Below are 24,817 nucleotides of genomic sequence, written 5' to 3'. Positions count from 1 at the left end.
TTTCCGCCTCCAAACATTGCCGATTCTTGAGAATCAGCCGTAAATTAATTGAACGACCGTTTCTTTAATTTCGAATCGCACGGCTGGTGGAACGACGAGCATTCAACCTTGCCACTCAGACATCATACTTTACGTAGGCATAATGCGGATCATCTTGCGGCGTTCCTTCAAGTGGCCCCTCCTCCTTGCCGGGCTGCCACTGCACGACTTTCTCGATCATGGCGGCAAGTGTGAAGTCCTTGTCGCTGATGCCCTTTGCCTCATGATCGGAAAGCGTCACCTTCACGGAAGAATAGGAGAGCGCAAGATCCGGATGGTGCCAAGCCGCCTCCGCCAGATGGGCGATTGCTCCGGCGACCATCAACGTCGATTTCCAACCGTGGGTTTTGTAGCTTCGGCAGATCAGGCCGTCCTGATAGGACCAGTGGGGTAGCTCGCTTTTCAGACGTGCCGTAATTTCGGCCTCCGAATAGGTTTTTGATTTTGGTCTTGGTGGCTTGGTTCCGGTCATAGCGCACTCCCATTGTCCATGTTTAGCATGTAGTCAGATAGTCTGCATACACGTCGAAGCACGAGCAGCACCTAATGAAAAGCGCCCCAACCTTCGGTTTCACCGCGACGGCGTTCGATCTCGACGCCAACACCCCCCGGCCCCAGCTCCAGCTTTTCTGCCCTGACCACGACCTTCAGTACACGCGGATTTTCCAGAATGAACGCAGCAATCTGCTCGGCCAACGTTTCCGACAGTTCGACATGGCCTCTTGCGATAATGGCCCTTATGCCATCCATGATGAGATCGTAGGACACAACATGACGCAATTGCTCTGCATTGCGGGCAACACGGACAACTTCGGCAGTAACGTCGAAGCGCATCTTCTGGGTCTTGCCATGCTCGAAGCTATAAGCACCAATCTCAACCGGCAGAACAAAATCGCGCACGAAAATCTTGTCAGTGCCAAGCCCGGCTTCAGCGCTGCCCGCCAAAGGAGAAACGATCCGCGCTGCGCCTTTCGGAATCAGCCCCCTTATCCTGGCTGTCGCGGGTGCATCCATCGATGCTGCCCAGTAAAGATCGGTACGCAATGCAGCGCAAAAAGCCAGAAAATCCGGCCTATAGGAAAGAAGCCGCGGAATATCGGGCGCTTCCAGCGAACCGGCGGCACCCGCCAGCAGTCCCTTGGACTGAACCAGTTTTAAAAACTGCCCGATCTGGTCAGGCGACATATGGTTGAGCAAGCGCTCGCCCAGCGTGTTTTCGGTATCGATCATGGCAGCGTGGAAACCCGCTGCAACAAGGTCGTCCAGAAATGTTTCGGGATAGAGGCTCTGCTCTTCAGCAAACATGACCGCAATAAGCTTCACCTTGACAGCAAAAGGCGTAATCACCCTGATCACGGCTGCAAGATTGTCACCCGGGCGCAAACCAACCCGGATATATTCGACTCCGGCAACGACAAACGCTCCAATCTTGCGCTGCATCACATCCGGCTGCATCGGCAAATGGCTGGCATCAGCACAAACGGGCCTGCGACCAGCCACGAAATTGATGATTTCAGGTAATGGGCCGGATTCAACCGAGCCTGACATTGCTATGGCCGGACCGCCGACATCGATAATATCAGCGCCGTTTTCAAAGACGATCTCCGCCTCAAGCAAATTTTGTACGCTGGCAAGCAGTTTTGTCATTCCTGAGCGAACCCATGTTGGATGAAGCGGCAAATGCAGATGATATAGCCCGTAACAATCGCCTGCCCAACACCTTCGCACAGTTATTCCGATATTTCTGCTCAACCCACGACAGGTTCGAGCACATATTGCCCAGACCTTGCCGCCAAAAAAACTTACGTGGCAATGTAGCATTTGGACGTCTTCAAACGTTCCTATGGGAGTGAACCATCAGAGGAAACCAAAATGACCTATGTTGACGGCTTTATACTTGCAGTCCCCAAGGACAAGATCGACGCCTATAAGGAAATTGCCCGGCTAGCGGGCGAGGTCTGGAGGGAGCACGGCGCGCTGAGCTATTTTGAATGTACCGGCGATGACGTGCCCTATGGCGAGCTGACATCATTTCCCCGCGCCGTACAGGCCAAAGAGGATGAGATCGTGATTTTTTCATGGATCACCTACGAATCCCGGGAGCAGCGCGACGAGATCAACAAGAAGGCCATGGCTGACCCGCGAATATCAAAAGAGATGGACCAAATGCCATTTGACGGGAAACGCATGATCTATGGCGGGTTCAACGTGCTGCTGGAAATGTAGAGCGGAAACAACTTGTCGATTGGCAGGACCCAAAGCCCGGACATCGTTCCGGGCTTTTCTGTGCGAAAACGGATATTGCGATTGCACGGCAAATAATATTCACCCATATGGTTGACTATAGCGAAGGAATGCGATATTCAACCATATGGGTGAACGAAATGGACGATGATGCCCTGTCACGAATTCTGAAGGCCGCTGGCGATACAACACGGCGACAGATTTTGACGCTCCTTGTTCAGGAGGGTGCATTAAGGGTGACCTCGCTTGCTGCCCATTTCGACATGTCCCTGAATTCAGTTTCCAAACACATCAAGGTGCTGGAGGAAGCTGGACTTGTCACCCGGCAGACATCAGGCCGCGAACATTTTATCGCAGCCGAACTTGCACCGCTCAGACTTACCGAAGCCTGGTTCGGGCAGTTGAAGTCGATTTGGGAATTGCGCCTGACAGCGCTTGAAAACATGCTTTTGGAGGATGAAGACAATGAGTGAGCTTGAACTGACGATAAACCGCACAATCTCCGCACCGCGTGAGAAAGTATTCAACGCCTGGATCAGCCCTACCGCCATGGCAAAATTCATGCGGCCACCAGGTTGCATCACCGACTCCAAGGTGAAGAATGACCCCACCAAGGGTGGTCGTTTCGAAATTATCATGGTGACGAGTGAACGCGAAATCCCGCACTACGGAACCTATCTGGAGATCGATCCCCATTCACGGCTGTCCTTTACCTGGGGTTCGCCGCACTCGCTCGACGACAGTGTCGTCACGATTGATTTCGCTGAAGCGGGCCAGGGCAAGACAGATGTCACTTTAAGACATGTGAAGTTCCGCAGCGAAGAGTCGCGTGATGGCCACAGCAAAGGCTGGACAGCAATCCTTGATTCAATGGATGAGGTTCTCATCTAAAGCTCTATTGGACCGAAAATGGATCCAGATTGATTCACTCAGTAACAGTGGGATCACTGCATTGATCCTATGCGTGGTTCGACAGGGCTCACCATGAGGGAAGTAGTGGACTGCAATACAATTGCCAGCATTGCAAATCCTGACTCCTTGCAATCGCCAACTTCCCTCATGGTGAGCTTGTCGAACCACGCACAATATTGTTGCAACAAGCTGAAACTCGAGCAGAATTCGGGCCAACAATGACAGTCCAACAGAGTTACTAATTGCAGTTTCGCATTTGCGCTGCGTAATCCTGGGCCATCTTGGTCGTCGCACGGGCGACCCGTTGCATGCTGGCATTGCTCTTCCAGTCACCGCGCGAAAAGGCGCCATGACCGAAATAATAGGCCAGATAGAGATGATAGGCGTCGTTCAGCGCAATGCCGTTCTTCTTGTTGCTCGTTGAGTGGTACCAGCCAACGAAGTTGACCGCATCACTGAACTTGCTGCGGCGCGCGCCATAGCGTCCGGTTTCGCGCTGATATTGTTTCCACGTTCCATCCAACGCTTGCGAGAAGCCATAGGCGGAGGATGGGCGCTTCCACGGAATGAAACCAAGCAGTTTTGTACGCGGCGGCTTTACGCGCGGACTAAACCCGGACTCCTTGCGGATGGTTGCCATGAGGATTGGCACAGGCACGCCATATTCACGCTCGGTCTGTTTGGCCGCAACATACCAATTGTCGAACCAGCCATCGCGTTGTTCGAAAACAGCGCAGACATTGTTAATCCGGCTGGGGGCGGATGCGCACCCTCCCAGAGCCAGAATGACAGCGATTACTGCCATTTTCAGAGACAATTTTCGTAACATTGTTCCTGCTATAGACAGGAAAAGTTAATAGTTTTTTGCCATACGATTCGGATTTTTGATAATTGTTGCGATCAGTCATGCGATGTCGGGCTTCTTCTCCCCCGCTACGCGAGCGCAAAGAAGGCTATGTCAAAGGGCAATGCCGTGAACCAGCCTCCAGAAAGGCAGGCAAAGTTTTCTGCCTAATCTTTACACGCATATAGACATGTGATTAACTATTGTGCATGTCGCGAAATGCATGGCAGCCAAAGATCAGAACTTGGCGCGATATGTCGTAAAATGTCCGATCACTCCCCCTCAAAGGTCCCCATGAAAAAAAGCATAATGAGAATAAATGAATGCTTTTATCTAATACTTTATGCTTATATACCCTAACTGCTTCTGATTGATTGTCTTGTTGATTGCCTTGTTGTGCAGTGCACCATCAGGCGCTGGTAAGGTTTTCTCAAACTGGCGGTGCGGCACCGTTACGGAGACTTCGATGGTACCGAACTATCTGCAACATATAGCCAATGCCGACGCGACATCGAATGATGTGCAGCAGCCATATGGGGGCCGCAAGCCTGCCAATATTCCGGCACCGAACATCACGCATTTTGAGCTTGCACGTACACTGGAGCGGGTGAACAGACGATTTTCGGCCTTTATGCAATCGGAAATGACCCGTCGCAATGTCGAGGAAATCGGGCCTGCACATCTTATGCTGCTTCTGGCTATTGGCGACGACGAAATTTCAGTTACCCAATTGATGGAACGTGGCCCCTATGCGGGAACCAACCTTTCCTATTATCTCAAGCAGCTGGGAGAGTCCGGCTATATTGAGCGCAATGCCCTGCAACGTGACCGCCGCGCAGCGCGAATCAAACTTTCCGAAAAGGGCAAGGAGCTTTGCGCTGATATGACGGCCGTCGCCGCCAGCTGCCACAAAATTGTTGCTGATAGTCCCGATAATATTCGCAACCTCGAAATCACTTTCAGGACGCTTGATCGTATCGAGCAGGCCTGGGCGAGTGCGGCGATTTTCGGGCCACGCGGCGAATAGGCATCATCTGTTTCCGGTAATGCGCTCTGCTGGCGTTCCGATGACAGGGTCGCGTTGCCGCGTATAGGTGTCAGCCGTCTCCAATCCATCGGCAAATTTGACCCATGGCAGGCGCATGCTCCAATAGCCGTGCACTGTTGGCTTGAACCGCTCCGGACGATCAAAAAAGCCGATGGTAAGATAAAGTTCGTCTCTTATTCCTTCGTCCTGATAGCCGATCGACGTTCCACAGCGACCGCAAAAACTGCGTGTAACGCCCTTGGTTCGGGTGAAGGTTTTGGGCGAACCGGATATCAGGCGGAATTGCGATGATCGGTACCCTACCCATACGGTGAGCGGGCTGCCGATGGCCTTGCGACAATCATCATCGTGATCGTAGTTGATCCAGAACGGTTCACCGCTAAGCTCCGCGGTAATGTCACCGCAAAAACACGAGCATGTTTCGATACGTGTGGTCATGGCTCCTCCAATGAGTTAAACGCTGTCGAAGACTGATTGGATGCGACGGCCACCAATAAATATAGAAAAGGCCGGGATTTCCCGGCCTTTTCTTCGTCAATAACAACGCTGTTATTCGCGTTCGCCTGTCAGGTTCAACAGAAGCTGGAAAATGTTGATGAAGTTCAGATAGAGCGAGAATGCTCCGAACACCGCCATTTTCTGCTGGGTCTCTGAGTCAATATTCTCGGCATACTGCTCCTTGATTGTCTGTGTGTCCCATGCTGTCAGGCCGACGAAGACGAGAACACCGGCAACGGAAACGACAAACTGGATCATTGTCGAGCCAAGGAAGATGTTCACGACGCTGGCGACGACAACACCGATCAGACCCATGATCAAGAACGAGCCAAACTGGGAAAGGTCACGCTTGGTCGTGTAGCCATAAAGGCTGGTCGCGCCGAACATTGTTGCGGCAATGAAGAAAGTGCGCGCAATGCTGTTGCCGGTGAAGACCAGGAAGATCGAGGCCATGGACAGACCCATGACTGCGCAAAACGCCCAGAAAAGCAGCTGAGCGGAAGCTGCCGACATTGTCTGCATCCTGAATGAGAAGAACAGCACGAAAGCCAGCGGCGCCAGCATCACCACCCACTTGAGCGGTGTCGAGAAAATCGGCACATAAAGCGCTGGCGTCGAAGCAACGACGAAAGCGATAACACCGGTGAGAACAAGCCCGAGGCCCATATAGTTGTAGATGCGCAGCATATGCTGGCGCAGACCCTCGTCAAACGCAGCGGCTGACTGGCCGCCTGCCCGGTCGATCCCATAACGGAGTGGTGTATTCATCAGATGTTCCTTCTGTTGTTGATCAGTAGAGTGTATTGGCAAGCTGTGCGGCGGCTTTGCCGAGTTCATCCGAACCGCCATCGGCAACCAGCGCATAGGCGACTTCGCCGATCTGGAAATAGGCCGCTTTCATATCGTCAATCTCGACAATGCGTGGTTTAACGACATCAAATGACCCAGGACGGACCGCAAAAAGTGACAAGGCGCCAGTGACGGACGATCCGATCTCCAGCTCAATGCTTGGCCCGAATGTGGAAGGGAACAATTGCACGTCCCTCACACTCCATTCGGTCGGAAGCTTTGGCATGACGATTGCCGTGGCGGCACGTATTTCTGCCGGGTCATAATGACGGCTGCCGGGCTGCGATGTCATTGCAGCGCGAACCAGCGACGTGCGATGCGCCATCACGGCATCCTGTACATAGGCCGGGGCGGGCTGCGAAGCGACAACCTCTGATACGATCAGCGGGCCAAAACCCGCATGCGCCATCCAACCAAGACCGAGGAGCAAGGCCACTGCCGCAACGCGTTGCAGCCGGTTGAAAATCTGTCTGCGTCCAAGGCTGTGCTGGAGCCGCTCGGCAGCCTGTGCAGAGCCAAGGCCGGAAACAGAAGCAGGCGTTGAGAGCGCAAGGCGCAACTCGTCACGGCCACGCAGGTCCGCCATGACACGGGCAGCATCTTCGGGATGCTCGGAAAGATATCCGGCAACCTCGATACGGCGCGCACCATCCAACTGGTCATCCACATAGGCATCCAAATCCGCCTGCACGATGGGGTCTTTCGTCTTAATCATCACGACCTCCGACAATTCGCAGTTGGGCAGCCCGGGAAGAAGGCTCCTCGCCTTCGCGGGCTCGCATGCAAGCCCGCGCCCGGCTGACCCTCGACATCAATGTGCCGATGGGTATGCCCAGAATTCCTGCTGTTTCCTCATAAGAGAGCCCCTCAATAGCCACCAGATGCAAGGCGCTGCGCTGCTCTTCGGGCAGGGTTTCAAACATCTGGCGGATCTGTTCCAGGCGCACCGCATGTTCCTGCGCTGGCTGCTGCACGGTTTCTGCAGTCTCTGCCGTCTGCGTAATTCTGCGCGCATCAGCCTGACGCGAGCGGAAGCCATCAATGAACGTGTTGTGCAATACCGAAAACAGCCATGTCCGCAGATTGCCGTTAGGGCGAAAACTCGCCTGCTTCTCGTAGGCCCGCACCAACGCATCATGCACGAGATCTTCGGCATCCTGCTCGTTACGGGCAAGCGAACGCGCATAGCGACGCAGCGATCCAAGCTGGCCTATCACGTCGAACCGGGTTTTCTCGTTACTCATGACCGATATACGTAGCCCATCATTTGTTTATTCCTATGCATATCGATTTTTTTGCCAGCGATGAAACAAGAATGATCATTCGCATATTGACGATAGTGTACAGCCAATATAAATGAGAGAGAACGTTCTCTCTTTTTACACTGGTGACTGATGACCGATCATGCAATGCCGCGACAAGCGCCTGCTCTATTGAGCGATGATGCTGAGGATTCGTGCTGCTTTGTCACAAAGCTATTCGGCAAACGGGCGCGCAATCGCGAGGCACAGGAAGAACGTATTCTCGCTGCCGCAACCGCCTGCTTTATACGTTCCGGGTTTCGCGGCGCTTCGATGAATGACATATGTTCCGAGGCTGGCATGAGTCCCGGCGCGCTTTATCGCTATTTCCCCTCAAAAGAGTCCATCATCGAACATATTAGTGCGCAACATCGGCGTGAAAGCGCGGAGATTCTTGATCGCATGTCCAGCACGAATGATATTATCGAGGCTGTTGTCAAAGTGGGCTTGGAACATGTGCGTCACATGTCGATGGACATGAGCAATGATGGCCCCGCTGATTCCAGTGCGCGCCTTTTCATTGAGGTCCGCGCCGAGGCCACGCGCAATGATGCTGTTGCAGCCATTTGTGATCTGCATGAAGGCATGATGCGTGAGAAGCTGCTTACTGCATTCACTGCGGCCAAAAAGGCTGGCCTTATCGACCCCGTGGTCGATCTGGAACTTGCGGTCGCTACGCTCGCAGCCATGGGCGAAGGTATTATCTTTCGCAATTTTCCCGCACAAGGCGTGCCGCTCGAAGCACTGGAACCGGTGTTCCGTGCGCTGGCAACTGCCGTGCTGCGACCAACAACCCAGCAAATATAGCTCACAACCCCAGGCTCCAAGATGAACCGCCACCCTTACCGCAATCTCAGAAAAGCTCTCTTGTCTTCCATTGTGGCGAGCAGCTTGGCTTTGTCTTTGCCAGTTACTGCAACAGCTGAAGAGGCACCGGCAGTTGCCAGTGAAACCAAAGCGCCATCCATTAATGTCGCTGCTGCCAGCAGACAGGAAATGGTGGCAACACTGACCGTCACGGGAACCATCGTTCCCCGGCAGGAGGTTGCCGTGGGCACGGATGTCGCCGGTCTTCTGGTGCTTGAACTCAATGCCGATCAGGGCGATGTGGTCAAGGAAGGCGATATTCTGGCACGTCTCGACAAATCGTCTCTGGAGATCCAGCTTGCGCAGATCGAAGCGCAAGGCGCACAGGCTGCTGCGTCCATCGCGCAGTCAGAAGCACAGATCGTCGACGCACAAATTGCCGTGCGTCAGGCATTGGAGGCGCTGGACCGTGCCCGCTCCCTCAGCGCCAAGGGTTTTACCTCCAAGGCAGAATTCGACAATGCCACCAATGCCCATGACAGCGCCAATGCCAAGCTGAACACAGCCCGTCACGCGCTGGTGGCAACACAGACGCAATTGCAGCTTGTCGCCGCGCAAAAGCGTGATGTCATGCTGCGTCTGGAGAAAGCCGATGTGAGGGCACCGGCAAGCGGCATTATTCTGAGCCGCGATGCGCTTCTTGGCGCAATTGTTTCCGCCAATGCGGGACCCTTGTTCCGCATTGCCCGTGACAATGATTTTGAGCTTGCAGGCAATGTTCCGGAAGTCGATCTGCCACTGTTAAAGCCCGGCATGCCGGTCACTGTACGTGTTTCTGGCATGGAAGAACCTGTGGCAGGCAATATTCGTCTCATTTCTCCGGAAATTTCCGCAAGCTCGCGTCTGGGTGCCGTAAAAATATCGCTTGAGAAGAACCCGTCGATCCGTCCCGGGAATTTTGCCCGCGCCGTGATTGAACTCGCGCGCCGCGACAGCATCAGCGTGCCGCTTTCGTCGATCGTCTATAATGGGCCGTCAACCCTTATTCAGGTCGTCAAAGACGGTGTTGTCGAGAGCCGCAAGGTGAAGATCGGCATTCGCAACGGCCATTCAGCCGAAGTGCTTGAAGGCCTGGCCGAGGGCGAGGAAATCGTCGCACGCGCCGGCACATTCGTTGCCGATGGCGACCGCGTTACGCCCGTTCGGATTTCGGCTGAACAGACCGGAGCCGTCAAATGAATTGGAACATCAGCGCCTGGTCTATCCGCAATCCGGTTCCGTCAATTCTCCTCTTCGTGGTCTTGACCGTGCTTGGCCTGATGGCCTTTTCCAAGCTGCCGATCACGCGCTTCCCCAATATTGACGTGCCGTTGATATCGGTCTCGATTACCGATCCGGGCGTTGCGCCAACGGAGCTGGAAACGCAGATTGCCAAGCGGGTTGAAGATTCTGTTGCCAATATTACCGGCGTCAAGAATGTCATCAGCAATCTGACCGAGGGCAATTCGACAACGCTTGTGGAATTCCGGCTGGAGGTCGATACGCAAAAGGCGCTGGATGATGTCAAGGATGCGGTGTCGCGCATCCGCGACGACCTGCCGGCAACCATCAAGGAACCGCTGATCAATTCGGTGGATGTGGAAGGCGCGGCCATCCTCACTTATGGCATTTCCGCTCCGGCCATGACCTCGGAGCAGCTTTCCTGGTTTGTCGATGACACCATCATTCGCGATATTCAGGGTCTCAAGGGCGTGGGCAAAGTGGAGCGCTATGGCGGTGTGACGCGGGAAATCCGCGTTTCGCTCGATCCAGATCGCCTGACTGCACTTGGCGTAACCGCCGCCGATGTCAATCGTGCGCTGAAATCCATGAGTGCTGACCTGACCGGCGGCCGCGGTGATCTGGGCGATACACAGCAGACAATCCGCACACTTGGCGGCTCCCGATCGCTGGAAGATTTGCGTGCAGTCGAAATCCCGCTCGCCGGTGGTCGCTCTGTCCGGCTCGATGCGATTGGCTCTGTCAGCGATGCTTTTGAAGAACCCAAATCCTTTGCGCGCGTCGATAACCAGACCGTTGTTTCGCTCGGCGTGTTCCGGGCAAAGGGTGCCAGCGATACGGAAGTTTTTGCGGCTGTGCAGGCGCGCATCGATCAGTTGCAGCAGAAATATCCTGACACGCGTTTCAGCATGATCGATAATTCGGTCAACTACACCTATGGCAATTACGAATCTGCGATGAGTTCGCTGATTGAAGGTGCCGTGCTTTCCATCATTGTCGTGTTCCTGTTCCTGCGCAATATGCGGGCAACATTGATCGCGGCCGTCGCCCTGCCCCTGTCGGCCATCCCGACCTTCTGGGCCATCGATATGCTGGGCTTCTCGCTCAACCTGATCAGCCTGCTCGGCATCACGCTGGTGACGGGCATTCTCGTCGATGATGCTATCGTCGAAATCGAAAACATTGTCCGGCATATGCGATCAGGCAAATCGCCCTATCGCGCCTCACTGGAGGCTGCCGACGAAATCGGGCTTGCCGTTATCGCCATTTCGGCAACAATCATTGCAGTGTTCGCGCCGGTCAGCTTCATGAGCGGTATTGCGGGACAATATTTCAAACAGTTCGGCCTGACGGTGGCGGTTGCCGTCTTCTTTTCGCTGCTTGTGGCGCGCCTCATTACGCCGATGATGACCGCCTATCTGTTGCGGGACGGCAAAAGCCTGCATCATGGCTCGGACGAAACCGGCTGGATCAAAGCCTATACGCGGTTTTTGAGCGTCACCTTGCGTTTTCGCTGGTTGACGCTGGGTAGCGGCGTGGTTCTCTTCGCCGTTTCAATCTGGGCGATGGGCTTCCTGCCGTCCGGCTTTGTGCCGCCGCAGGATGAAGCCCGCGTTGCCGTGAGCCTTGAACTGCCGCCGGGTGCCCCTATCGAAGAAACGCGCCGTGTTACCGATGAGGCAGCATCGCTTGTTCGCCAGATACCGGAAGTCACGCAGACCTATGTGACGGGCGGTGCATCGCCAACTGGTTCGCTGGACACAAGGCGCGCAACGATGATCGTCAAGCTCAGCCACAAGTCAGAGCGGGACCGCACGCAGAAACAGATTGAGATCGATATTTTCAACCAATTGTCCGAGGTTCCGGATTTGCGCGCCAACTTCGTCAATGATCGGGGCGAGCGCGAATTTGCCGTCGGCGTCATCGGCAATGATGGCGAAAAAGTAACCCAGCAAGCAAGACAATTACAAAGCGCCATGACTGCCACTGGCGACTTTCAGGCTGTTTCGTCAACGGCAGCGCTGGATCGCCCCGAAATTATCGTGACTCCGCGCATGGACAAGCTGGCAGAACTCGGCCTGTCGACATCGGCACTTTCAGAGGCTTTGCGCGTTGCAACACTGGGCGATCTTGATGCCAATCTTGCAAAATATACAGTAGATGGAAGGCAGGTTCCGATCCGCGTGCAATTGACCGAAGAGTCGCGCCGTGACCTTTCGGTACTTCAGACGCTGACGGTAACAACGCCTTCCGGTGTTGTCGTGCCGCTGGAATCCATTGCCCAGATCAGCTTCGGACAAGGACCCTCCTCCATTGAACGCTTCAACCGCGAACGCCGTGTTGTCGTCGGGGCGAATATGGCCAAAGGCAAGGAAATTGGCGAAGGGCTTTCCATTGTCAAAAACCTGCCGCAGGCCAAATCCATGCCCGAGGGCGTGCGCATTCAGGAAACCGGCGATGCCGAGGTGATGGGCGAAGTCTTTACCGGGTTCCGTGATGCAATGATCATGGGCCTGATGCTGGTCTTCGTAGTGCTGATCCTTCTTTTTGGCAGCGTGTTCCACGCCTTCACCATCCTCATGTCCCTGCCCTTGTCGATTGCGGGTGTCGCGGTGGCTCTGCTTTTGACCAACAACTCCGTCTCCATGGCGGTGGTCATCGGTATTTTGATGCTGATGGGCATTGTCACCAAAAATGCGATCATGCTCGTCGATTTCGCCATTGAGGAAGTCAAGCACGGCATACCACGCAACGAGGCGATTATCGATGCGGGCCGCAAGCGTATCCGGCCAATCGTGATGACAACAATTGCCATGTCAGCAGGCATGCTGCCCGCGGCAATGGCATTTGGTGATGGCGGTGAATTCCGTGCACCAATGGCAATTGCAGTTATCGGCGGTCTTCTGGTTTCGACAGTGCTGTCGCTGGTCTTCGTGCCATCATTCTACACGATCATGGACGATCTCAGCCATTGGATGGGCAAGGCATTCCATTGGTCGATGCGTCCGAACAAACCGGATGAACCGGATCAAGAGCACGCCTATGCCAGCAGTCCGGTACCGCTCGTCCACCCGGCGCGGATCATGACCGAAGCGGCTGAGTGAACGTAAGAAAGAGCGCCTTCCGGCGCTCTTTCAACCGTATACCTTTACTAGAGCGGACGGTATTGGCGAATCTTGTCACGTTCCCGCGCCAGTTCTTCTTCGGTAAACGCCGGGCTTGTCTCATCGAATCGATCCCAACCTTCTTCACGATACATCGATCGCCGGGTTGCAATGTCGACTGGTGCATTATTATTGATAATTGAGCGAGCAATATCGGCCTGACTATCCTGGACTCTGGCAGATACAAGTGTGCTACCGCGACGGATGCCTTCCGCATAGACATGCGCGTTGTCTTCATCGATACCGGAACTGGTGAGCGACCCGATCAACCCGCCAGCCGCGCCACCGGCCACGGCACCGGCTGCCGCACCGGCCGCTGTTGCTGCAAGCCAGCCTGCCGCAACGACAGGACCGACACCAGGAATTGCCAGCATGCCCAGACCGGCAAGCAGCCCGCCTGTACCACCGACCACAGCGCCAACACCGGCACCGGCTGCAGCACCCTCGCCCGCATTGGACTCGCCTACATCATCACTATTACGTCCTGCGATCGTGATGTCGGACGATGAGACCCCTGCGTCTTCGAGTTGCTCGACCACCTGTCTTGCGTCGCTGTGATTGTCATATAGTCCTGTTACCGTTTGCATATCTGATCCTCCTTGGATTGTTCAATTACTTTGCCGTCTCCGTAACGTTGCCCTGATAGTCGAGCTTGACCTCGAAAGACTTCCCGTCCTTGGTGCCCATGCCGGTCCAGATACCGTCTTCGCCTTTCATAAGACCCGTTACGGATGTGAAACCCTTGGCTTCAATCCGCTCTTTGGCCTGTGCTTCTGTAAAGCTGTTTTCGCCCGCGACAGGCGCATCGGGATTGGTGGTTTCCGGCGTCGCAACTGCTGGAGTTTCAGGCTCCATAGCCGGTTTAGGTGTTTCCTGCGCATAAGCCCATGAGGCGATCGAAAGAGCGCCGAGTGTGAATAGAATGCGTTTCATATGAACCTCCATCTTGCGCGACCGTATTATCAGCCGCCAGATAGGCTAACCCTTATGGGCAGATGAGGTTCCTGATTTTCGGGCGTAGAGGGCAGGTTTCTTTTTTCAAATTGAGGGAACCCGCACATAAGAAACGTCAAAAACGTAAAATACGACATGACGATGAAACGGCTGAGCGGACGTCGTTTGCAGATGCGCGCTGCGCTCTTATTGCTTGCCAACCGGACGCGGCGGATAAGCCACCTGTTCCGGGCCAGGCCTGGACGTGCGGGATATGGCCCCTGTTGTCATGCCTGATGTGTTGGAAACGTGCTTTCCTTTTATCAGCATATCCTCATGCACCCAGCCGATCAAGCCTGTCGTCGGCACCGCAATATGATGCCACTTGCCAGCTTTGCTGTATGAACGCATTTCGCGCCCTTTTTCAACAGAACCTGTCGAGGTAGAAGATTGTGACGCGCTACGCCGCAAAACCAGTCTATCCCGGGCATAGACCACCGATGGCGCCATACCGGGCATATTGGCACCGCGCGGCGGCTCAGCAGCCGCTTTGCCTACGGAGCCGATGGCAACCTGCGGGCGCTGCAATGACGCTTGCAGTGCAGGCTTGGCTGCAACAGGATTTTGTTGCGGCACACCGACAGCAACGGAAGGCCGTGGCACAGGCGTGGGCCGAATATCTGCTCGGCCGTTCCCCTCACGAAGCGCTGTCTTTGCTGGCTGCCTCACCTCTTTCCCAGGTCTGGCTGCCACTGAGGGGCCCCTGGATATAGACGTGCCTGCTACGGATCTGGCGCTTGTTGCAGGTGAATTTTTCGCCTGTTCCTTTGTCCAGAAAGTTAGCATTCCGACACCGCCCATCACCGCCACCGCAAGCAACAGACCGATGGGCGACCAGCGTTGCGAAGACCGTGAGGCAGATCGCTTCGGTGATCGCGAGGTCGAACGAGTGCGGCGCTTTTTCTTGGCCATTGAATCCTGCCGTTTTTCAGTCCGTCATGGGTGACTGGATAAAAGTCGGAAATATCGAGTCGCAATATGCCTAACCTGACAGACCTTTCTTGGTATTTGGTTACCAGACTGAAGGAAGAGTCTTTCCGGGCCGATATGCCTGGCGATGTCTTCCCTTGGCTCTGAGCCGTTGCGCAAAAGTTGCAGGGCCGGAAAATCCGGGAGTGTCCACGTATCTCTCATCGTCCAGCGCCCGGGACTCTGATACCACCGGGAAAACCTTGCAATCCAAAGAGAATTCCATGCCATCTTTCGATTATATCCGCCCTATCCTTCTGCTTCTCGGATCAAATGTATTCATGACATTCGCATGGTACGGGCATCTCAAATTCGGCAATAAATCCTTGATGCTGGTCATTGTCGCAAGTTGGATGATCGCTTTCTTCGAATATTGCCTTGCCGTGCCGGCCAACCGCTACGGACATGAAGTCTATTCTGCAGCTCAATTGAAAACGATCCAGGAAGTCATCACGCTCGTGGTCTTCGCAGGCTTCTCCGTGGCCTATCTTGGGGAAAAAATCATCCTCAACCATGCCGTGGGTTTTGCCATGATTTGCGGCGGTGCGTTCTTCGTATTCAAAGGGCCACTATGAAGAATTGCGGAATTTGTCCTGAACTGTCGCAAAACTGCGACAATTCACATGACTATTTTTAGAACCGGGGATGACAGATCGCAAAGATGCGGGCTAACTTTGGACCAAGGCTCTGTAGGCCAATACTTGAAAGAGCGAAAAGAATAAATGGGGAGAGAGCTTTCATTGCAAATTACTGTCAAACTCAGCGTGTTGAGTTGGACTACGCCTTCTTGGCGATCAGCATACTGGTTACTGCCAAATCGCGCCACAGACACATGAAAGCACCGCATTCACAACAATGCACCGGTGCCTCGTCATCATCTTCCTCCGGAACCGTCATATGACTGGTTTTGCACTCGTGGCATATGATCTCTTGATCGAGCTTCTGCATAATCGCACTCCACAAGGAGTAGGCTTCTAAATGAATAAAGAATGCAGGTACCGTTTATGAGGAACGTTTTGAAACGACACCATCTTAACCAATCAACAATAACCATATTATGTCTTATTTGGCAAAGACAACCTTACCCATGTTGATCATAGCGAACTGAATCCCACTATAATTTATCCATCAAGGACTAAAATAATCTGAGGAATGACCATTTCGATGGCGGTATGGTCACAAAACGAGAATTGAACCATGACGGGACACGAAAAACTTATCGAAGCAGTCGCCCGGGCTATTCATGCTTACCGCAGTACGGGCAGCCAGGAGTGGGAAAAAACCCCCGACTTCATCCGTCAAACCTATCGTGATTATGCGAATATTGCTCTTCCCGTCGTCTATGATGTCCTTCGTAATCCGACGAATGAAATGATTGACGCAGCCAACCGCGCGCGCCCCTCGGTTACCTCACGAACGATACAAGCGGCGATAGAAGCGTCTCCCCTCAATCCTGAAAATCAGGTCTGAGCGCGACCCCTGACAGTGCATGTATCTCAGGACAGATTGCGTCGGACGTAAAGCGCCAAAGCAATATAGGCTGCGATTCTTTCAGCCAAAATCCGTCCAAAGCTTCAAACCTGAATAGTGTATTCCTATATCCGGCAGGTTTTTGCCGGATCACAAACATACATATTACGACAATAAAGTATTATAAGCGTCAAAAAGTAATTTCTCGTAAAACATCTTCGATTAAAATCACTTTGTCTGCGTATTATTCAAAAAAAAATATTGCCATATGTAAGGCGATGAAGCAGTGTCTAAAAAAGAAAGTTGTAAATCGGATTGTTTACGAGTTTCGAATATGACTAGTCTTATCCATCCACACAGTATTGTTAAAATTGCAAATAAATCCTTTTAATTCGACAACTGAACATTGGTTTCGCATGAAACTGGTTAACACGGTTTAGGTAATTGGGGGAAGTATGTACGACAATTCTCTAGGTAGATCTGATTACAGGTCTTTGACCGTAGCAGATGATACTGAGCGGGAGGCTGAGGCTCCAGATGAGAATTGGCGTTGGTCCTCTTACAGCGATGACAGGGGCAATATTGGCTACACGCGCAACTTTTATAAACTGCAGCAGACGACAATTATTTATGGCGAAACCCATGGCCGTTTGGAAATGATCTCCAAAGGCGCTTCATCATGTCTCAGTTTTCTCTTTGTGATCAAGGGAACGATTGACCTGGTAGACATGAAAAAGCGCAAAATACAGACATTGGTAGCCGGCAATGCAACAAGCATCATCGACCGGTCAGATGTAAAAGCCAAAATACATCCCGGATGCTCTTGGGTGGTATATCGGGTTCCGATCACCACGCTTCGGGAATATTTCGAACGCCTGATGCACAGGCCCTATTTCCAGGAGCAGGCCTTTGCGCCATTGCATGATTTTCGCTCTGGTAGTGCGGCAGCTCTCTATCAAACGCTGTGTTACGTGAGTGAAGATCTCGCCAATGCGACCAATTCGACACGGGACGTTTTAAGCAACGTCTATGAACGCCTACTGCTTGCGAAATTGTTCATGACAAAACCCGACAACGTAAACACCCTCAATAATTTGGCAGGTCGCCGGATATCGCCACGCTATCTGCAGCGCGCTGAAGCATTCATGCGCGAAAACATCCATAATGCAGTGACGCTTGACAACATAGCAGATGCTGCCGGTTGCAGTGCGCGGGCTCTCCAGAGAATGTTCAAGGAGTACCGCGACACAAGTCCAATGCATGTATTGTGCGAGTACAGATTATCTGCGGCACACGAAGCCATCCTTAGTGGCAGCGCACGCAATGTTACCGATCTCGCCATCCACCTGCAGTTTTCCAATCCCGGACGTTTTTCGTCACTTTACCGCAATGCCTATGGAATGAGCCCATCGGCAATGATGCGCTTTCATGAAAAGAATACCTGACACATGTCGCGAATGCCTGTTTGTACCTTGCGTAGTCTGCCGTCTTCAAAACCACTCACCCTGGCTCGAGCGACAATTTTGCCACTTATGGTGGCGATAGCTGTTTCGGTTTCAGGCTGCATTCCCCGATCCGGACCAACGACAGGCGACATTCTCAACCAGCGGAAAACGTCAAACAACCTGAACTACGCGCTTGTGGACATAGGCAAGGATATACTCGCTTATGCCGGGACCCGGCCACGGCAAAGTCTTGCTGCCAAATTTGGCGCCGGACCCCGTTCCAGCGATCTGCGCATTGCCGTGGGCGATGTGGTAGCAGTCAATATCTGGGAAGCACCTCCCGGCAGCCTCTTTGGCGGAAATATCACAATGGCCGGATTTCAGCAGCCGACCGGCAGCTCAGCGACCATTCCGCCCCAGACTGTCTCTGGCAATGGAACGATCGCTGTACCCTATGCCGGGCGCATAAAAGTCACCGGCAACACACCGACACAGGTCGAGCAGCAGATAACCAAGGCGCTTGAGGGCAAGGCCGTCCAGCCGCAGGCGCTGGTGACCATTCAGCGCAGCACCGCCAATGCAGTTACCGTGACCGGCGAAGTCGCCGCAGGCGCCAGAATATCGCTCACCGGCGCCGGTGAACGGGTTCTCGATGCCATTGCAAGCGCCGGCGGCCTTCGTGCTACCGCAAGCGACAGCATGGTCGGTTTGACCCGCAACGGTGTCGTCGCGCGTGTACCCTTCGACGTCATGCTGGAAAATCCGGAAGAAAATGTCCGGCTTCGCTCTGGCGATCTGATCACTGTCGTGCGCGAACCACGCACCTTTCTGGTCTTCGGCGCCGCTGGCCGCAATGCAGAGATTCCCTTCGAAGCATCACGTATAACAATGGCCGATGCCTTGGCAAAATCCGCGGGTCTGAATGACCAGAGGGCGGATGCGAGCGGCGTATTTGTTCTGCGATACGAATTGGCATCCATCGCGAGACACTTCGTCCCGGCAGGCAATCCCCTCCTCAGCAGGGGCGAATATATCCCTGTGGTTTATCGCTTCAACATGCGTGACACCAATGTCATGCTTTCCATGCAGCGTTTCGAAATCCAACCGCGCGACATGATCTATATCGCCAATGCGGCTGGTGCAGATGTGCAGAAGATCATGGCAATCTTCCAAGGCGTAAGTTCTCCTGCAATGAATGCAACGTCACTTGGCATTAGCGCCAGCCGTCTGTGAAAACTGTTCTTGTCTACGACCGCCGACTGAAATGAGATAGCGCATGCCTTCATTGCTTCACCTGCACGAGATAGCGAAATTGAAACGCCTTGATCTGGAGGCCGCAATATTGGCGCTGACAAACAGCGCCTATCTGGGGGATCATACAGCGCTTGCCCGTGTGCTTGGCCGATACAAACTCTATATCGATACACGGGATCGCGGCTTCGGTTCGCATATTCTGCTCGACGGTTTTTGGGAGATCTGGCTGACGCAGTTTTGCGCCCGCAACGTCAAACCCGGCATGACAGCCATCGATGTCGGTGCCAATTTTGGCTATTACTCAATGCTGCTTGCAGAACTCGTTGGTGAGGCAGGAAAGCTTATCGCGGTCGAGCCTAATCCGCATGCGGCAGACTTCCTGAAAAGGAGTCTTGACCTGAACGGTTTTACCTCGCGCAGTCAAGTCATAGAAAAGGTGCTTGGCAGTGCCGGAACCAGCAGTGCGAAGCTGTTTGTCCCGGAACACGAACCGAAAAATGCGACCGTTGTGCCTGCCGCTTTTAATGTCGAGAATGCTCGGCAGCATGGCGGTTATCTTGTCGAAATTCCGGCCGTTACAATGGACGCGCTGTGCGCCCCACTCGACCGGGTTGATTTCATCAAAATCGACGCGGAGGGGGCGGAAGAGGACATTTTCTCCGCCATCGGCGAGACAATAGAACGTCATCGGCCAATGATCGTAGTAGAGTTCAATGCAGTCCGCTCGGAGAACAGCATCCAGTTCATCGAAAAGCTCACAAACATTTACGGAACGATACGGCGTCTCGATTTCGAAGGCTTTGCGCGGCCGGTTACCGCCCATGAGCTGGCGACGCAAAATTATGGCCAGGATTGGCTGCTCGTGCTTTCGGACAACGAACCTGCATGAGGCCATCAGCCTCTGAATACCGCTTGAAAGGATGCCACTCTTGGCGAAAACCATTCTCTATGACGGACTCAATCTATCCCTGCAAAAGGGAACCGGCGTGGCCACCTATACACGTGGTTTGATTAAAACGGTGCGAGATCTGGGGCACCAGACTGGTATAATACACAATGTCCAGAACACGTTGCCCCGGAATCCGCTTTTACGCGAGATAGCGCTTTTTGATGAGGAGTCCAAAGGAAAACTGGACCCTATTACTCTGGGAAAAAACTGGGTACGCCGGCGTGTCGGCGCTCCGTTCGGCGTAACACCGACACGTGTTGAACTGACCGGGGCAGTTATCCTGAAATCAAAACCACTGCAGGACAGGGTACTCGACTCCGATTATCTTTACGCGAATAATGATCTGTTTGGCACGGCACGGCAGCACTTCAAGAATTACGGCAAGAGCCTGCCGCTCTCATTTGCGCACGGCCCTGACCTTCTCCATTGTACCTATCCAATACCGATGCGGGCCAGAAAAGCACTGAATATTTGTACCATTCATGATCTGGTGCCTCTGCGCCTGCCCTACCTGACCGAGGACAGGAAACGATACCACTACAAGATGCTGAAACATCTGGTTAAATCCGTCGATCACATTGTCACGGTTTCAGAGACATCCCGCCAGGACATCATCCGGTTTCTCGGTGTCGAAGAAAATCGGGTAACCAATACCTATCAGGCTGTTGACGTGCCGCTCAGGTTACGTGAAAAACCACAAGATGTGGCGGCAGACGAAATTGCCGGAATATTCAATCTGGACTGGAAGAAATACTTCCTGTTTTTCGGCGCCTTTGAACCCAAGAAGAACCTCTCACGTCTGGTCGAAGCCTATCTTTCGGCCAAAGTCGATTATCCATTGATCATTGTCGGCGCGCCGGGCTGGAAGGACGATCAGACACAGCTCCTCATCGAAGATACCCGCTTTCGTTTCTTCCTCCAGCAGGATAATCGCATCACGCCCGGCAGGCGTATCCATCGTTTCGATTTTGTCTCGTATAACCTGCTTGTCAGCCTGATCCGGGGTGCCCGATCTGTCCTGTTCCCTTCTCTCTATGAAGGTTTTGGCCTGCCCGTTTTGGAATCCATGCTCCTTGGTACGCCGGTGCTGACATCGACGGAGGGTTCCGTTCCGGAAATCGCTGGCGATGCAGCACTCCTGGTTGACCCTTATAATACACAATCGCTGCGCAATGCCGTGCGTTCACTTGCGAACGATCAAGATCTTTGCGACCATCTTGCAGAACTTGGTCCAAAGCAAGCCGCGCAATTCTCGCCCGAGCGCTATCAGCAAACGGTCGCCACGTTGTATGACAGCCTGCTAGGGAGCTAGGAGGCCAATATAAATGACACTTTTCGTCGCCTTTGGACTGCCAGGTACAATGTTTTCCTGGGGCACTGCTGCACTTGAGGCGCTCGCCTGCGAAGTCTTTGGCAATTGCAAGACAGTGAAGGTCGAGACCCTGCCTGAATTGCAGGAAGCATGGCGGAACCGAACCAGCGAAGCGTTGATTATTACCTCGCATTATCCTGACCAGGAGCTCTGCGCTTTCCTTATGCGATCAAAAGCGCCCTATCTTGTTTTCACCGAAAACGTCATGGATGCCTTGAGCTGGCTGGCTCGGACGACAGGCACAAGCGATATCCAGCTTGTACGAGCAATGTCGGCAAGTATCGCCTGCATCTCTCAAATACGCGCACATCCATCCATCCTTGCTGTCCAGCGGCAGAAAATGGGACCGGTGCAAATACATCGGATACTTGGCCACTTTTGCAGGACACTTGGGATAAATCTGTCCAAGGAAGGCATTATCCGTTGTCTTGAACAACTGGGAACAGACTTTTCCGGACCTGCACCCGATCTTTCGCGTATTCCGACATTCGAAGAATCCGCCAAAAAACTTGATCCGCATTACATGAAACCTGGCAGCGAAAACGAAGCGATTTCGCCTGAGCTACGTGCAATCGCGCTCGACGTGCTTAAACCGCTTGATGGATCGATTATGCGAACCCCCATCAAGCAAATGATTTGGCCTTTGCAAACCTTTTTGCTTGCCGATAAGGCAGGGGCCAATATCGTCAGCGAAATCGAACTTGTCGGGCGGGCACGTTGCGTCGTTTATGGCCCTTATTTTCATCTACCGCCCGGAGAATGGACCGCCCGTTTCTCACTGCGTATCGACGATGAAATCTACGGCCAGATTTTCACCATCGAAATTCATAACTCGGAATTGCTGAGCAAAATAAGAATCCGCCCCTCGCAAACCGGGTCGTTTGTGGCACAAGCGCAGTTTCTGGTTGAGCGTGCCAAGGAGCCCATAGAGATTCGCCTGTTCACAGAAAGCGGGGCCATAGAAGGTTCCATCGCTCACTGGTCGGTAGAGTTGATTCCAGATGATGAACCCACGCCGGAGAAACGCCTCGAAAAGACTGACGTTCGCACCGAAAAAGAGCGGGACACCGCGCCGTCCGAGCGTTTGGAATCGAAAGAAATCAAGCCCGCTGAGGTTCATTAGTCCAACGTAATTCTGTTCAATACATATTACGTCAATTAAGCACATTTAACGAATATCTTTAGCGTTATTGACCTAACTATATTGTATTCCCAAGGTTTATTCTGTGCAAGTATCAATTGAAGTTGCACATTCAAAGGTGAATCTCATGCGGAAATCTAACGTTATCGGTCTATTCTTGTCAGCATTGGTTGTTTCGGGGGGCGCACATGCCGCCGATGCTGTCATTGAAGCTGCCCCCGAGGCTGTCATGGCTGATCCAGGTTTTGTCTGGACAGGTTTTTATGCGGGTGTGAATGCCGGCTATGGCTTCGGTGGTGATGACCGCGTTGGCGTGCATGCCGGCGGTGTTTATCTGGGAAACATCGGCAAGATCGAGCAAAGTGGCTTCATCGGTGGTGGCCAGATCGGCTATAATTACCAGATGAACAATTTCGTTCTCGGTATCGAAGCCGACTTCCAGGGTGCTGGACTTGATGACTCCACATCAGGAGATATTGAGGGCTTTGATGTCCATGCCAAGTCAAGCATCGACTGGTACGGCACATTGCGTCCTCGTCTCGGTTATGCCTGGGATCGCACCATGGTCTATGGCACAGGCGGCTTGGCCTATGGCCGGGTCAACTACAAGATGTCGGTGGATGGCGAACAGTTCATGAACGAGGACAAGACCCGTGCGGGCTGGGTTGCCGGTGCAGGTATTGAACATGCATTTACGAACCATGTAACCGCCAAGCTTGAATATCAGTATATCAACTTCGGTGATTATACTGTTGAAAGCGAAGGTATCTCTACACGGGCCTCACCTGACTTTCATAGCATTCGCGTCGGTCTGAACTACAAGTTCTGATCCAAACTGAACAGCATAACTATGATAAATTAACTCTTAACAGGAGCAGGGACAGCTATGGCTCTCATTAACCTTGATCTGATCAGTAATACGACACAGACAATCGATTCCAGTAGCGGTGCACAGGATGGCGACACCCTCGAACTTGGGCTGGTTTCAAACGGTACGTTGATTATTGATGGCGTCGATCTTACGCTGACGAACCTCATCGGCGGCGGTGTTCTGACAAGCACCACCATCATATTGCAGAACGGTGCTGATCTCACTGTCGACACGGCTTTGGCCGGTGTGACGGCAGGCTCAACGTTCCATTATATGATTGGGGATGGCACAAGTCTTACCATCGATGCAGCACTTGTCAGTGCCTCACTTCTCGATGGCACGACCGTTGACTTTCTCAATGCCAATGGCAACGGTCACTTCACCTACGACTCCGGTTTGTTGAACCTTAATCTCAGCAACCCACCGGACGTTGTGAACGTCGACAATGGTGATCGCGTAACTGTGGTCGGATCGGCCGGAGTGCAACAAGTCGGCAATACGGTCACATTCTACCAGCCAGGCATTTTGCCCGGAACGTTGGGATTGCCAATTGTTTCCTATGACATTCCTGCTGGCGCTACTTATAGCTATGCTGACGCCACAGACACACTGACCTTCCTGACACCTTGCTTCGTTCGCGGCACATTGATTGCAACTCCAGATGGCGAAATCGCCGTCGAACGTTTGAAGGCAGGCACGGTCATCTCCAGCCTGAACAATGGCGCAGTTGCCGTAAAATGGGTTGGCAATCGGTCCATCGATCCAAAGACACTGGACAAGCCACGCAATGACTTGCCAATTCGCATCCTCGCCGGTGCGATTGCAGAAAACATGCCTTCGCGTGACCTCTACGTCTCACCGGATCATTGCATGTTCGTCAATGGATCTCTGGTACCGGCAAAACTGCTGATCAACGGGACCTCCGTCAGCCAGCCAATCACGCTTAACCCGGTCGATTACTATCATATCGAGCTGGAACAGCATGATGTGATCTGGGCCAACGGCGCGATGGCTGAAACCTATCTCGATCTTGGCAATCGTCATGTATTCCTCGAGCCAGGTGTCCTGCAATTTACCTCGCCGAAGGCATATGACGCCAAGGCTTGCTACCCGCTCGCCTATTCCGGCCCGGCTGTGGATGCAGCACGCGCAGTCATCACCGAGCGCGAAGCAGAGCTTGGCTTCGAGACCGAAGAAGCCAAGGTTTCCTGATTTATCGTGGGGCGCGTTTACTCCAGTCAACGCGCCCCACGGACTTTCTTAACCTTGAATCGACCTCTACTGTGCAAGGTGGGGGTCGATTTACGCATTAGAAGTTATTCACATTCAGTATGACATCTGGCCTACAGATGTTCTGGAGAAAAGT

The 24,817-nt window shown here is 53.3% G+C and carries 28 protein-coding genes; 17 read left to right on the top strand and 11 right to left on the bottom strand.

The features are described 5' to 3' along the window. Positions 1-115 precede the first annotated feature (115 nt). The gene (locus ACYJL1_RS25730; protein ID WP_460899919.1) at positions 116-511 is read right to left on the bottom strand and encodes a 4a-hydroxytetrahydrobiopterin dehydratase; all 396 of its coding nucleotides are present in this window, start codon (positions 509-511) and stop codon (positions 116-118) included. Positions 512-582: 71 nt separating this feature from the next. Then, a complete protein-coding gene (locus tag ACYJL1_RS25725) occupies positions 583-1,686 on the bottom strand; it encodes a (5-formylfuran-3-yl)methyl phosphate synthase (RefSeq protein WP_460899918.1) in 1,104 nt (367 codons plus the stop codon). 225 nt (positions 1,687-1,911) lie between these two features. Here ACYJL1_RS25725 and ACYJL1_RS25720 point away from each other — a divergent pair, with 225 nt between their 5' ends. From ACYJL1_RS25720 to ACYJL1_RS25710, 3 genes are all read left to right on the top strand, one after another. Next, the gene (locus tag ACYJL1_RS25720; RefSeq protein ID WP_460899917.1) at positions 1,912-2,265 is read left to right on the top strand and encodes a DUF1428 domain-containing protein; all 354 of its coding nucleotides are present in this window, start codon (positions 1,912-1,914) and stop codon (positions 2,263-2,265) included. A 158-nt stretch (positions 2,266-2,423) separates the two neighbouring features. Then, positions 2,424-2,756, top strand: a complete 333-nt coding sequence (locus ACYJL1_RS25715) for an ArsR/SmtB family transcription factor (RefSeq protein WP_460899916.1) — start codon at positions 2,424-2,426, stop codon at positions 2,754-2,756. Next, positions 2,749-3,174: an SRPBCC family protein gene (locus ACYJL1_RS25710; protein WP_460899915.1), complete on the top strand. Its 426-nt coding sequence runs from the start codon at positions 2,749-2,751 to the stop codon at positions 3,172-3,174. Before ACYJL1_RS25715 ends, ACYJL1_RS25710 begins: the two co-directional genes overlap by 8 nt. A gap of 259 nt (positions 3,175-3,433) precedes the next feature. Here the strand turns inward: ACYJL1_RS25710 and ACYJL1_RS25705 are convergent, their stop codons facing one another. Beyond that, complete coding sequence (locus tag ACYJL1_RS25705; protein WP_460899914.1) at positions 3,434-4,000, bottom strand: transglycosylase SLT domain-containing protein; 567 nt, start codon at positions 3,998-4,000, stop codon at positions 3,434-3,436. A gap of 505 nt (positions 4,001-4,505) precedes the next feature. Between ACYJL1_RS25705 and ACYJL1_RS25700 the strand changes: the two genes are divergently transcribed. Then, entirely contained in the window at positions 4,506-5,066 is a 561-nt protein-coding gene (locus ACYJL1_RS25700) for a MarR family winged helix-turn-helix transcriptional regulator (RefSeq protein ID WP_460899913.1), read from the top strand. 3 nt (positions 5,067-5,069) lie between these two features. Here ACYJL1_RS25700 and ACYJL1_RS25695 read toward each other — a convergent pair whose 3' ends face one another. The 4 genes from ACYJL1_RS25695 to ACYJL1_RS25680 all read right to left on the bottom strand — a co-directional run bounded on the left by ACYJL1_RS25695 (position 5,070) and on the right by ACYJL1_RS25680 (position 7,678). Beyond that, on the bottom strand, positions 5,070-5,525 hold the full coding sequence (locus tag ACYJL1_RS25695; protein WP_460899912.1) for a GFA family protein: 456 nt from the start codon (positions 5,523-5,525) through the stop codon (positions 5,070-5,072). A 111-nt stretch (positions 5,526-5,636) separates the two neighbouring features. After that, positions 5,637-6,353, bottom strand: coding sequence for a Bax inhibitor-1/YccA family protein (locus ACYJL1_RS25690; protein WP_460899911.1), 717 nt, complete (start codon positions 6,351-6,353; stop codon positions 5,637-5,639). Positions 6,354-6,375: 22 nt separating this feature from the next. Then, positions 6,376-7,149: an anti-sigma factor family protein gene (locus ACYJL1_RS25685; protein WP_460899910.1), complete on the bottom strand. Its 774-nt coding sequence runs from the start codon at positions 7,147-7,149 to the stop codon at positions 6,376-6,378. Then, positions 7,142-7,678 (bottom strand): sigma-70 family RNA polymerase sigma factor, encoded by a 537-nt coding sequence (locus ACYJL1_RS25680; RefSeq protein WP_460899909.1) that lies wholly within the window; start codon positions 7,676-7,678, stop codon positions 7,142-7,144. The genes ACYJL1_RS25685 and ACYJL1_RS25680 overlap by 8 nt, the downstream gene beginning before the upstream one ends. 150 nt (positions 7,679-7,828) lie before the next feature. Between ACYJL1_RS25680 and ACYJL1_RS25675 the strand changes: the two genes are divergently transcribed. The 3 genes from ACYJL1_RS25675 to ACYJL1_RS25665 all read left to right on the top strand — a co-directional run bounded on the left by ACYJL1_RS25675 (position 7,829) and on the right by ACYJL1_RS25665 (position 12,927). Continuing rightward, positions 7,829-8,542 (top strand): TetR/AcrR family transcriptional regulator, encoded by a 714-nt coding sequence (locus ACYJL1_RS25675; protein ID WP_460899908.1) that lies wholly within the window; start codon positions 7,829-7,831, stop codon positions 8,540-8,542. A gap of 84 nt (positions 8,543-8,626) precedes the next feature. Next, positions 8,627-9,781, top strand: a complete 1,155-nt coding sequence (locus tag ACYJL1_RS25670) for an efflux RND transporter periplasmic adaptor subunit (RefSeq protein WP_460899907.1) — start codon at positions 8,627-8,629, stop codon at positions 9,779-9,781. Continuing rightward, complete coding sequence (locus ACYJL1_RS25665; protein ID WP_460899906.1) at positions 9,778-12,927, top strand: efflux RND transporter permease subunit; 3,150 nt, start codon at positions 9,778-9,780, stop codon at positions 12,925-12,927. Before ACYJL1_RS25670 ends, ACYJL1_RS25665 begins: the two co-directional genes overlap by 4 nt. A 47-nt stretch (positions 12,928-12,974) precedes the next feature. Here ACYJL1_RS25665 and ACYJL1_RS25660 read toward each other — a convergent pair whose 3' ends face one another. The 3 genes from ACYJL1_RS25660 to ACYJL1_RS25650 all read right to left on the bottom strand — a co-directional run bounded on the left by ACYJL1_RS25660 (position 12,975) and on the right by ACYJL1_RS25650 (position 14,673). Then, the gene (locus ACYJL1_RS25660) at positions 12,975-13,574 is read right to left on the bottom strand and encodes a general stress protein (RefSeq protein WP_460899905.1); all 600 of its coding nucleotides are present in this window, start codon (positions 13,572-13,574) and stop codon (positions 12,975-12,977) included. Between the two features lie 25 nt (positions 13,575-13,599). Then, positions 13,600-13,920, bottom strand: coding sequence for a PepSY domain-containing protein (locus tag ACYJL1_RS25655; protein ID WP_460899904.1), 321 nt, complete (start codon positions 13,918-13,920; stop codon positions 13,600-13,602). Between the two features lie 207 nt (positions 13,921-14,127). Next, positions 14,128-14,673 (bottom strand): SH3 domain-containing protein, encoded by a 546-nt coding sequence (locus tag ACYJL1_RS25650; protein WP_460899903.1) that lies wholly within the window; start codon positions 14,671-14,673, stop codon positions 14,128-14,130. 22 nt (positions 14,674-14,695) lie between these two features. Between ACYJL1_RS25650 and ACYJL1_RS25645 the strand changes: the two genes are divergently transcribed. Together ACYJL1_RS25645 and ACYJL1_RS25640 are read left to right on the top strand one after the other, a co-directional pair. Further along, positions 14,696-14,926 (top strand): hypothetical protein, encoded by a 231-nt coding sequence (locus tag ACYJL1_RS25645; RefSeq protein WP_460899902.1) that lies wholly within the window; start codon positions 14,696-14,698, stop codon positions 14,924-14,926. A 247-nt stretch (positions 14,927-15,173) separates the two neighbouring features. Then, on the top strand, positions 15,174-15,524 hold the full coding sequence (locus tag ACYJL1_RS25640; protein WP_460899901.1) for a DMT family protein: 351 nt from the start codon (positions 15,174-15,176) through the stop codon (positions 15,522-15,524). 202 nt (positions 15,525-15,726) lie between these two features. Here ACYJL1_RS25640 and ACYJL1_RS25635 read toward each other — a convergent pair whose 3' ends face one another. Continuing rightward, positions 15,727-15,897 (bottom strand): hypothetical protein, encoded by a 171-nt coding sequence (locus tag ACYJL1_RS25635; protein ID WP_460899900.1) that lies wholly within the window; start codon positions 15,895-15,897, stop codon positions 15,727-15,729. Positions 15,898-16,146: 249 nt separating this feature from the next. Here ACYJL1_RS25635 and ACYJL1_RS25630 point away from each other — a divergent pair, with 249 nt between their 5' ends. From ACYJL1_RS25630 to ACYJL1_RS25595, 8 genes are all read left to right on the top strand, one after another. Further along, positions 16,147-16,419 carry a hypothetical protein gene (locus ACYJL1_RS25630; protein WP_460899899.1) on the top strand — a complete coding sequence of 91 codons (273 nt, stop codon included), beginning with the start codon at positions 16,147-16,149 and terminating at the stop codon, positions 16,417-16,419. 494 nt (positions 16,420-16,913) lie between these two features. Further along, positions 16,914-17,864 (top strand): helix-turn-helix transcriptional regulator, encoded by a 951-nt coding sequence (locus ACYJL1_RS25625; RefSeq protein WP_460899898.1) that lies wholly within the window; start codon positions 16,914-16,916, stop codon positions 17,862-17,864. 87 nt (positions 17,865-17,951) lie between these two features. After that, the gene (locus ACYJL1_RS25620; protein WP_460900013.1) at positions 17,952-19,097 is read left to right on the top strand and encodes a polysaccharide biosynthesis/export family protein; all 1,146 of its coding nucleotides are present in this window, start codon (positions 17,952-17,954) and stop codon (positions 19,095-19,097) included. 43 nt (positions 19,098-19,140) lie between these two features. Beyond that, positions 19,141-20,007 carry an FkbM family methyltransferase gene (locus tag ACYJL1_RS25615; RefSeq protein ID WP_460899897.1) on the top strand — a complete coding sequence of 289 codons (867 nt, stop codon included), beginning with the start codon at positions 19,141-19,143 and terminating at the stop codon, positions 20,005-20,007. A 40-nt stretch (positions 20,008-20,047) separates the two neighbouring features. After that, positions 20,048-21,379, top strand: coding sequence for a glycosyltransferase family 4 protein (locus tag ACYJL1_RS25610; protein WP_460899896.1), 1,332 nt, complete (start codon positions 20,048-20,050; stop codon positions 21,377-21,379). 13 nt (positions 21,380-21,392) lie between these two features. After that, on the top strand, positions 21,393-22,562 hold the full coding sequence (locus tag ACYJL1_RS25605; RefSeq protein ID WP_460899895.1) for a hypothetical protein: 1,170 nt from the start codon (positions 21,393-21,395) through the stop codon (positions 22,560-22,562). 145 nt (positions 22,563-22,707) lie between these two features. Then, positions 22,708-23,409: an outer membrane protein gene (locus tag ACYJL1_RS25600; RefSeq protein WP_460899894.1), complete on the top strand. Its 702-nt coding sequence runs from the start codon at positions 22,708-22,710 to the stop codon at positions 23,407-23,409. Positions 23,410-23,466: 57 nt separating this feature from the next. Next, positions 23,467-24,663, top strand: coding sequence for a Hint domain-containing protein (locus ACYJL1_RS25595; protein WP_460899893.1), 1,197 nt, complete (start codon positions 23,467-23,469; stop codon positions 24,661-24,663). Positions 24,664-24,817: the final 154 nt, after the last annotated feature.

The organism is Phyllobacterium sp. K27 (genome assembly GCF_054796155.1).
This window is presented reverse-complemented; position numbering and strand designations above follow the sequence as displayed.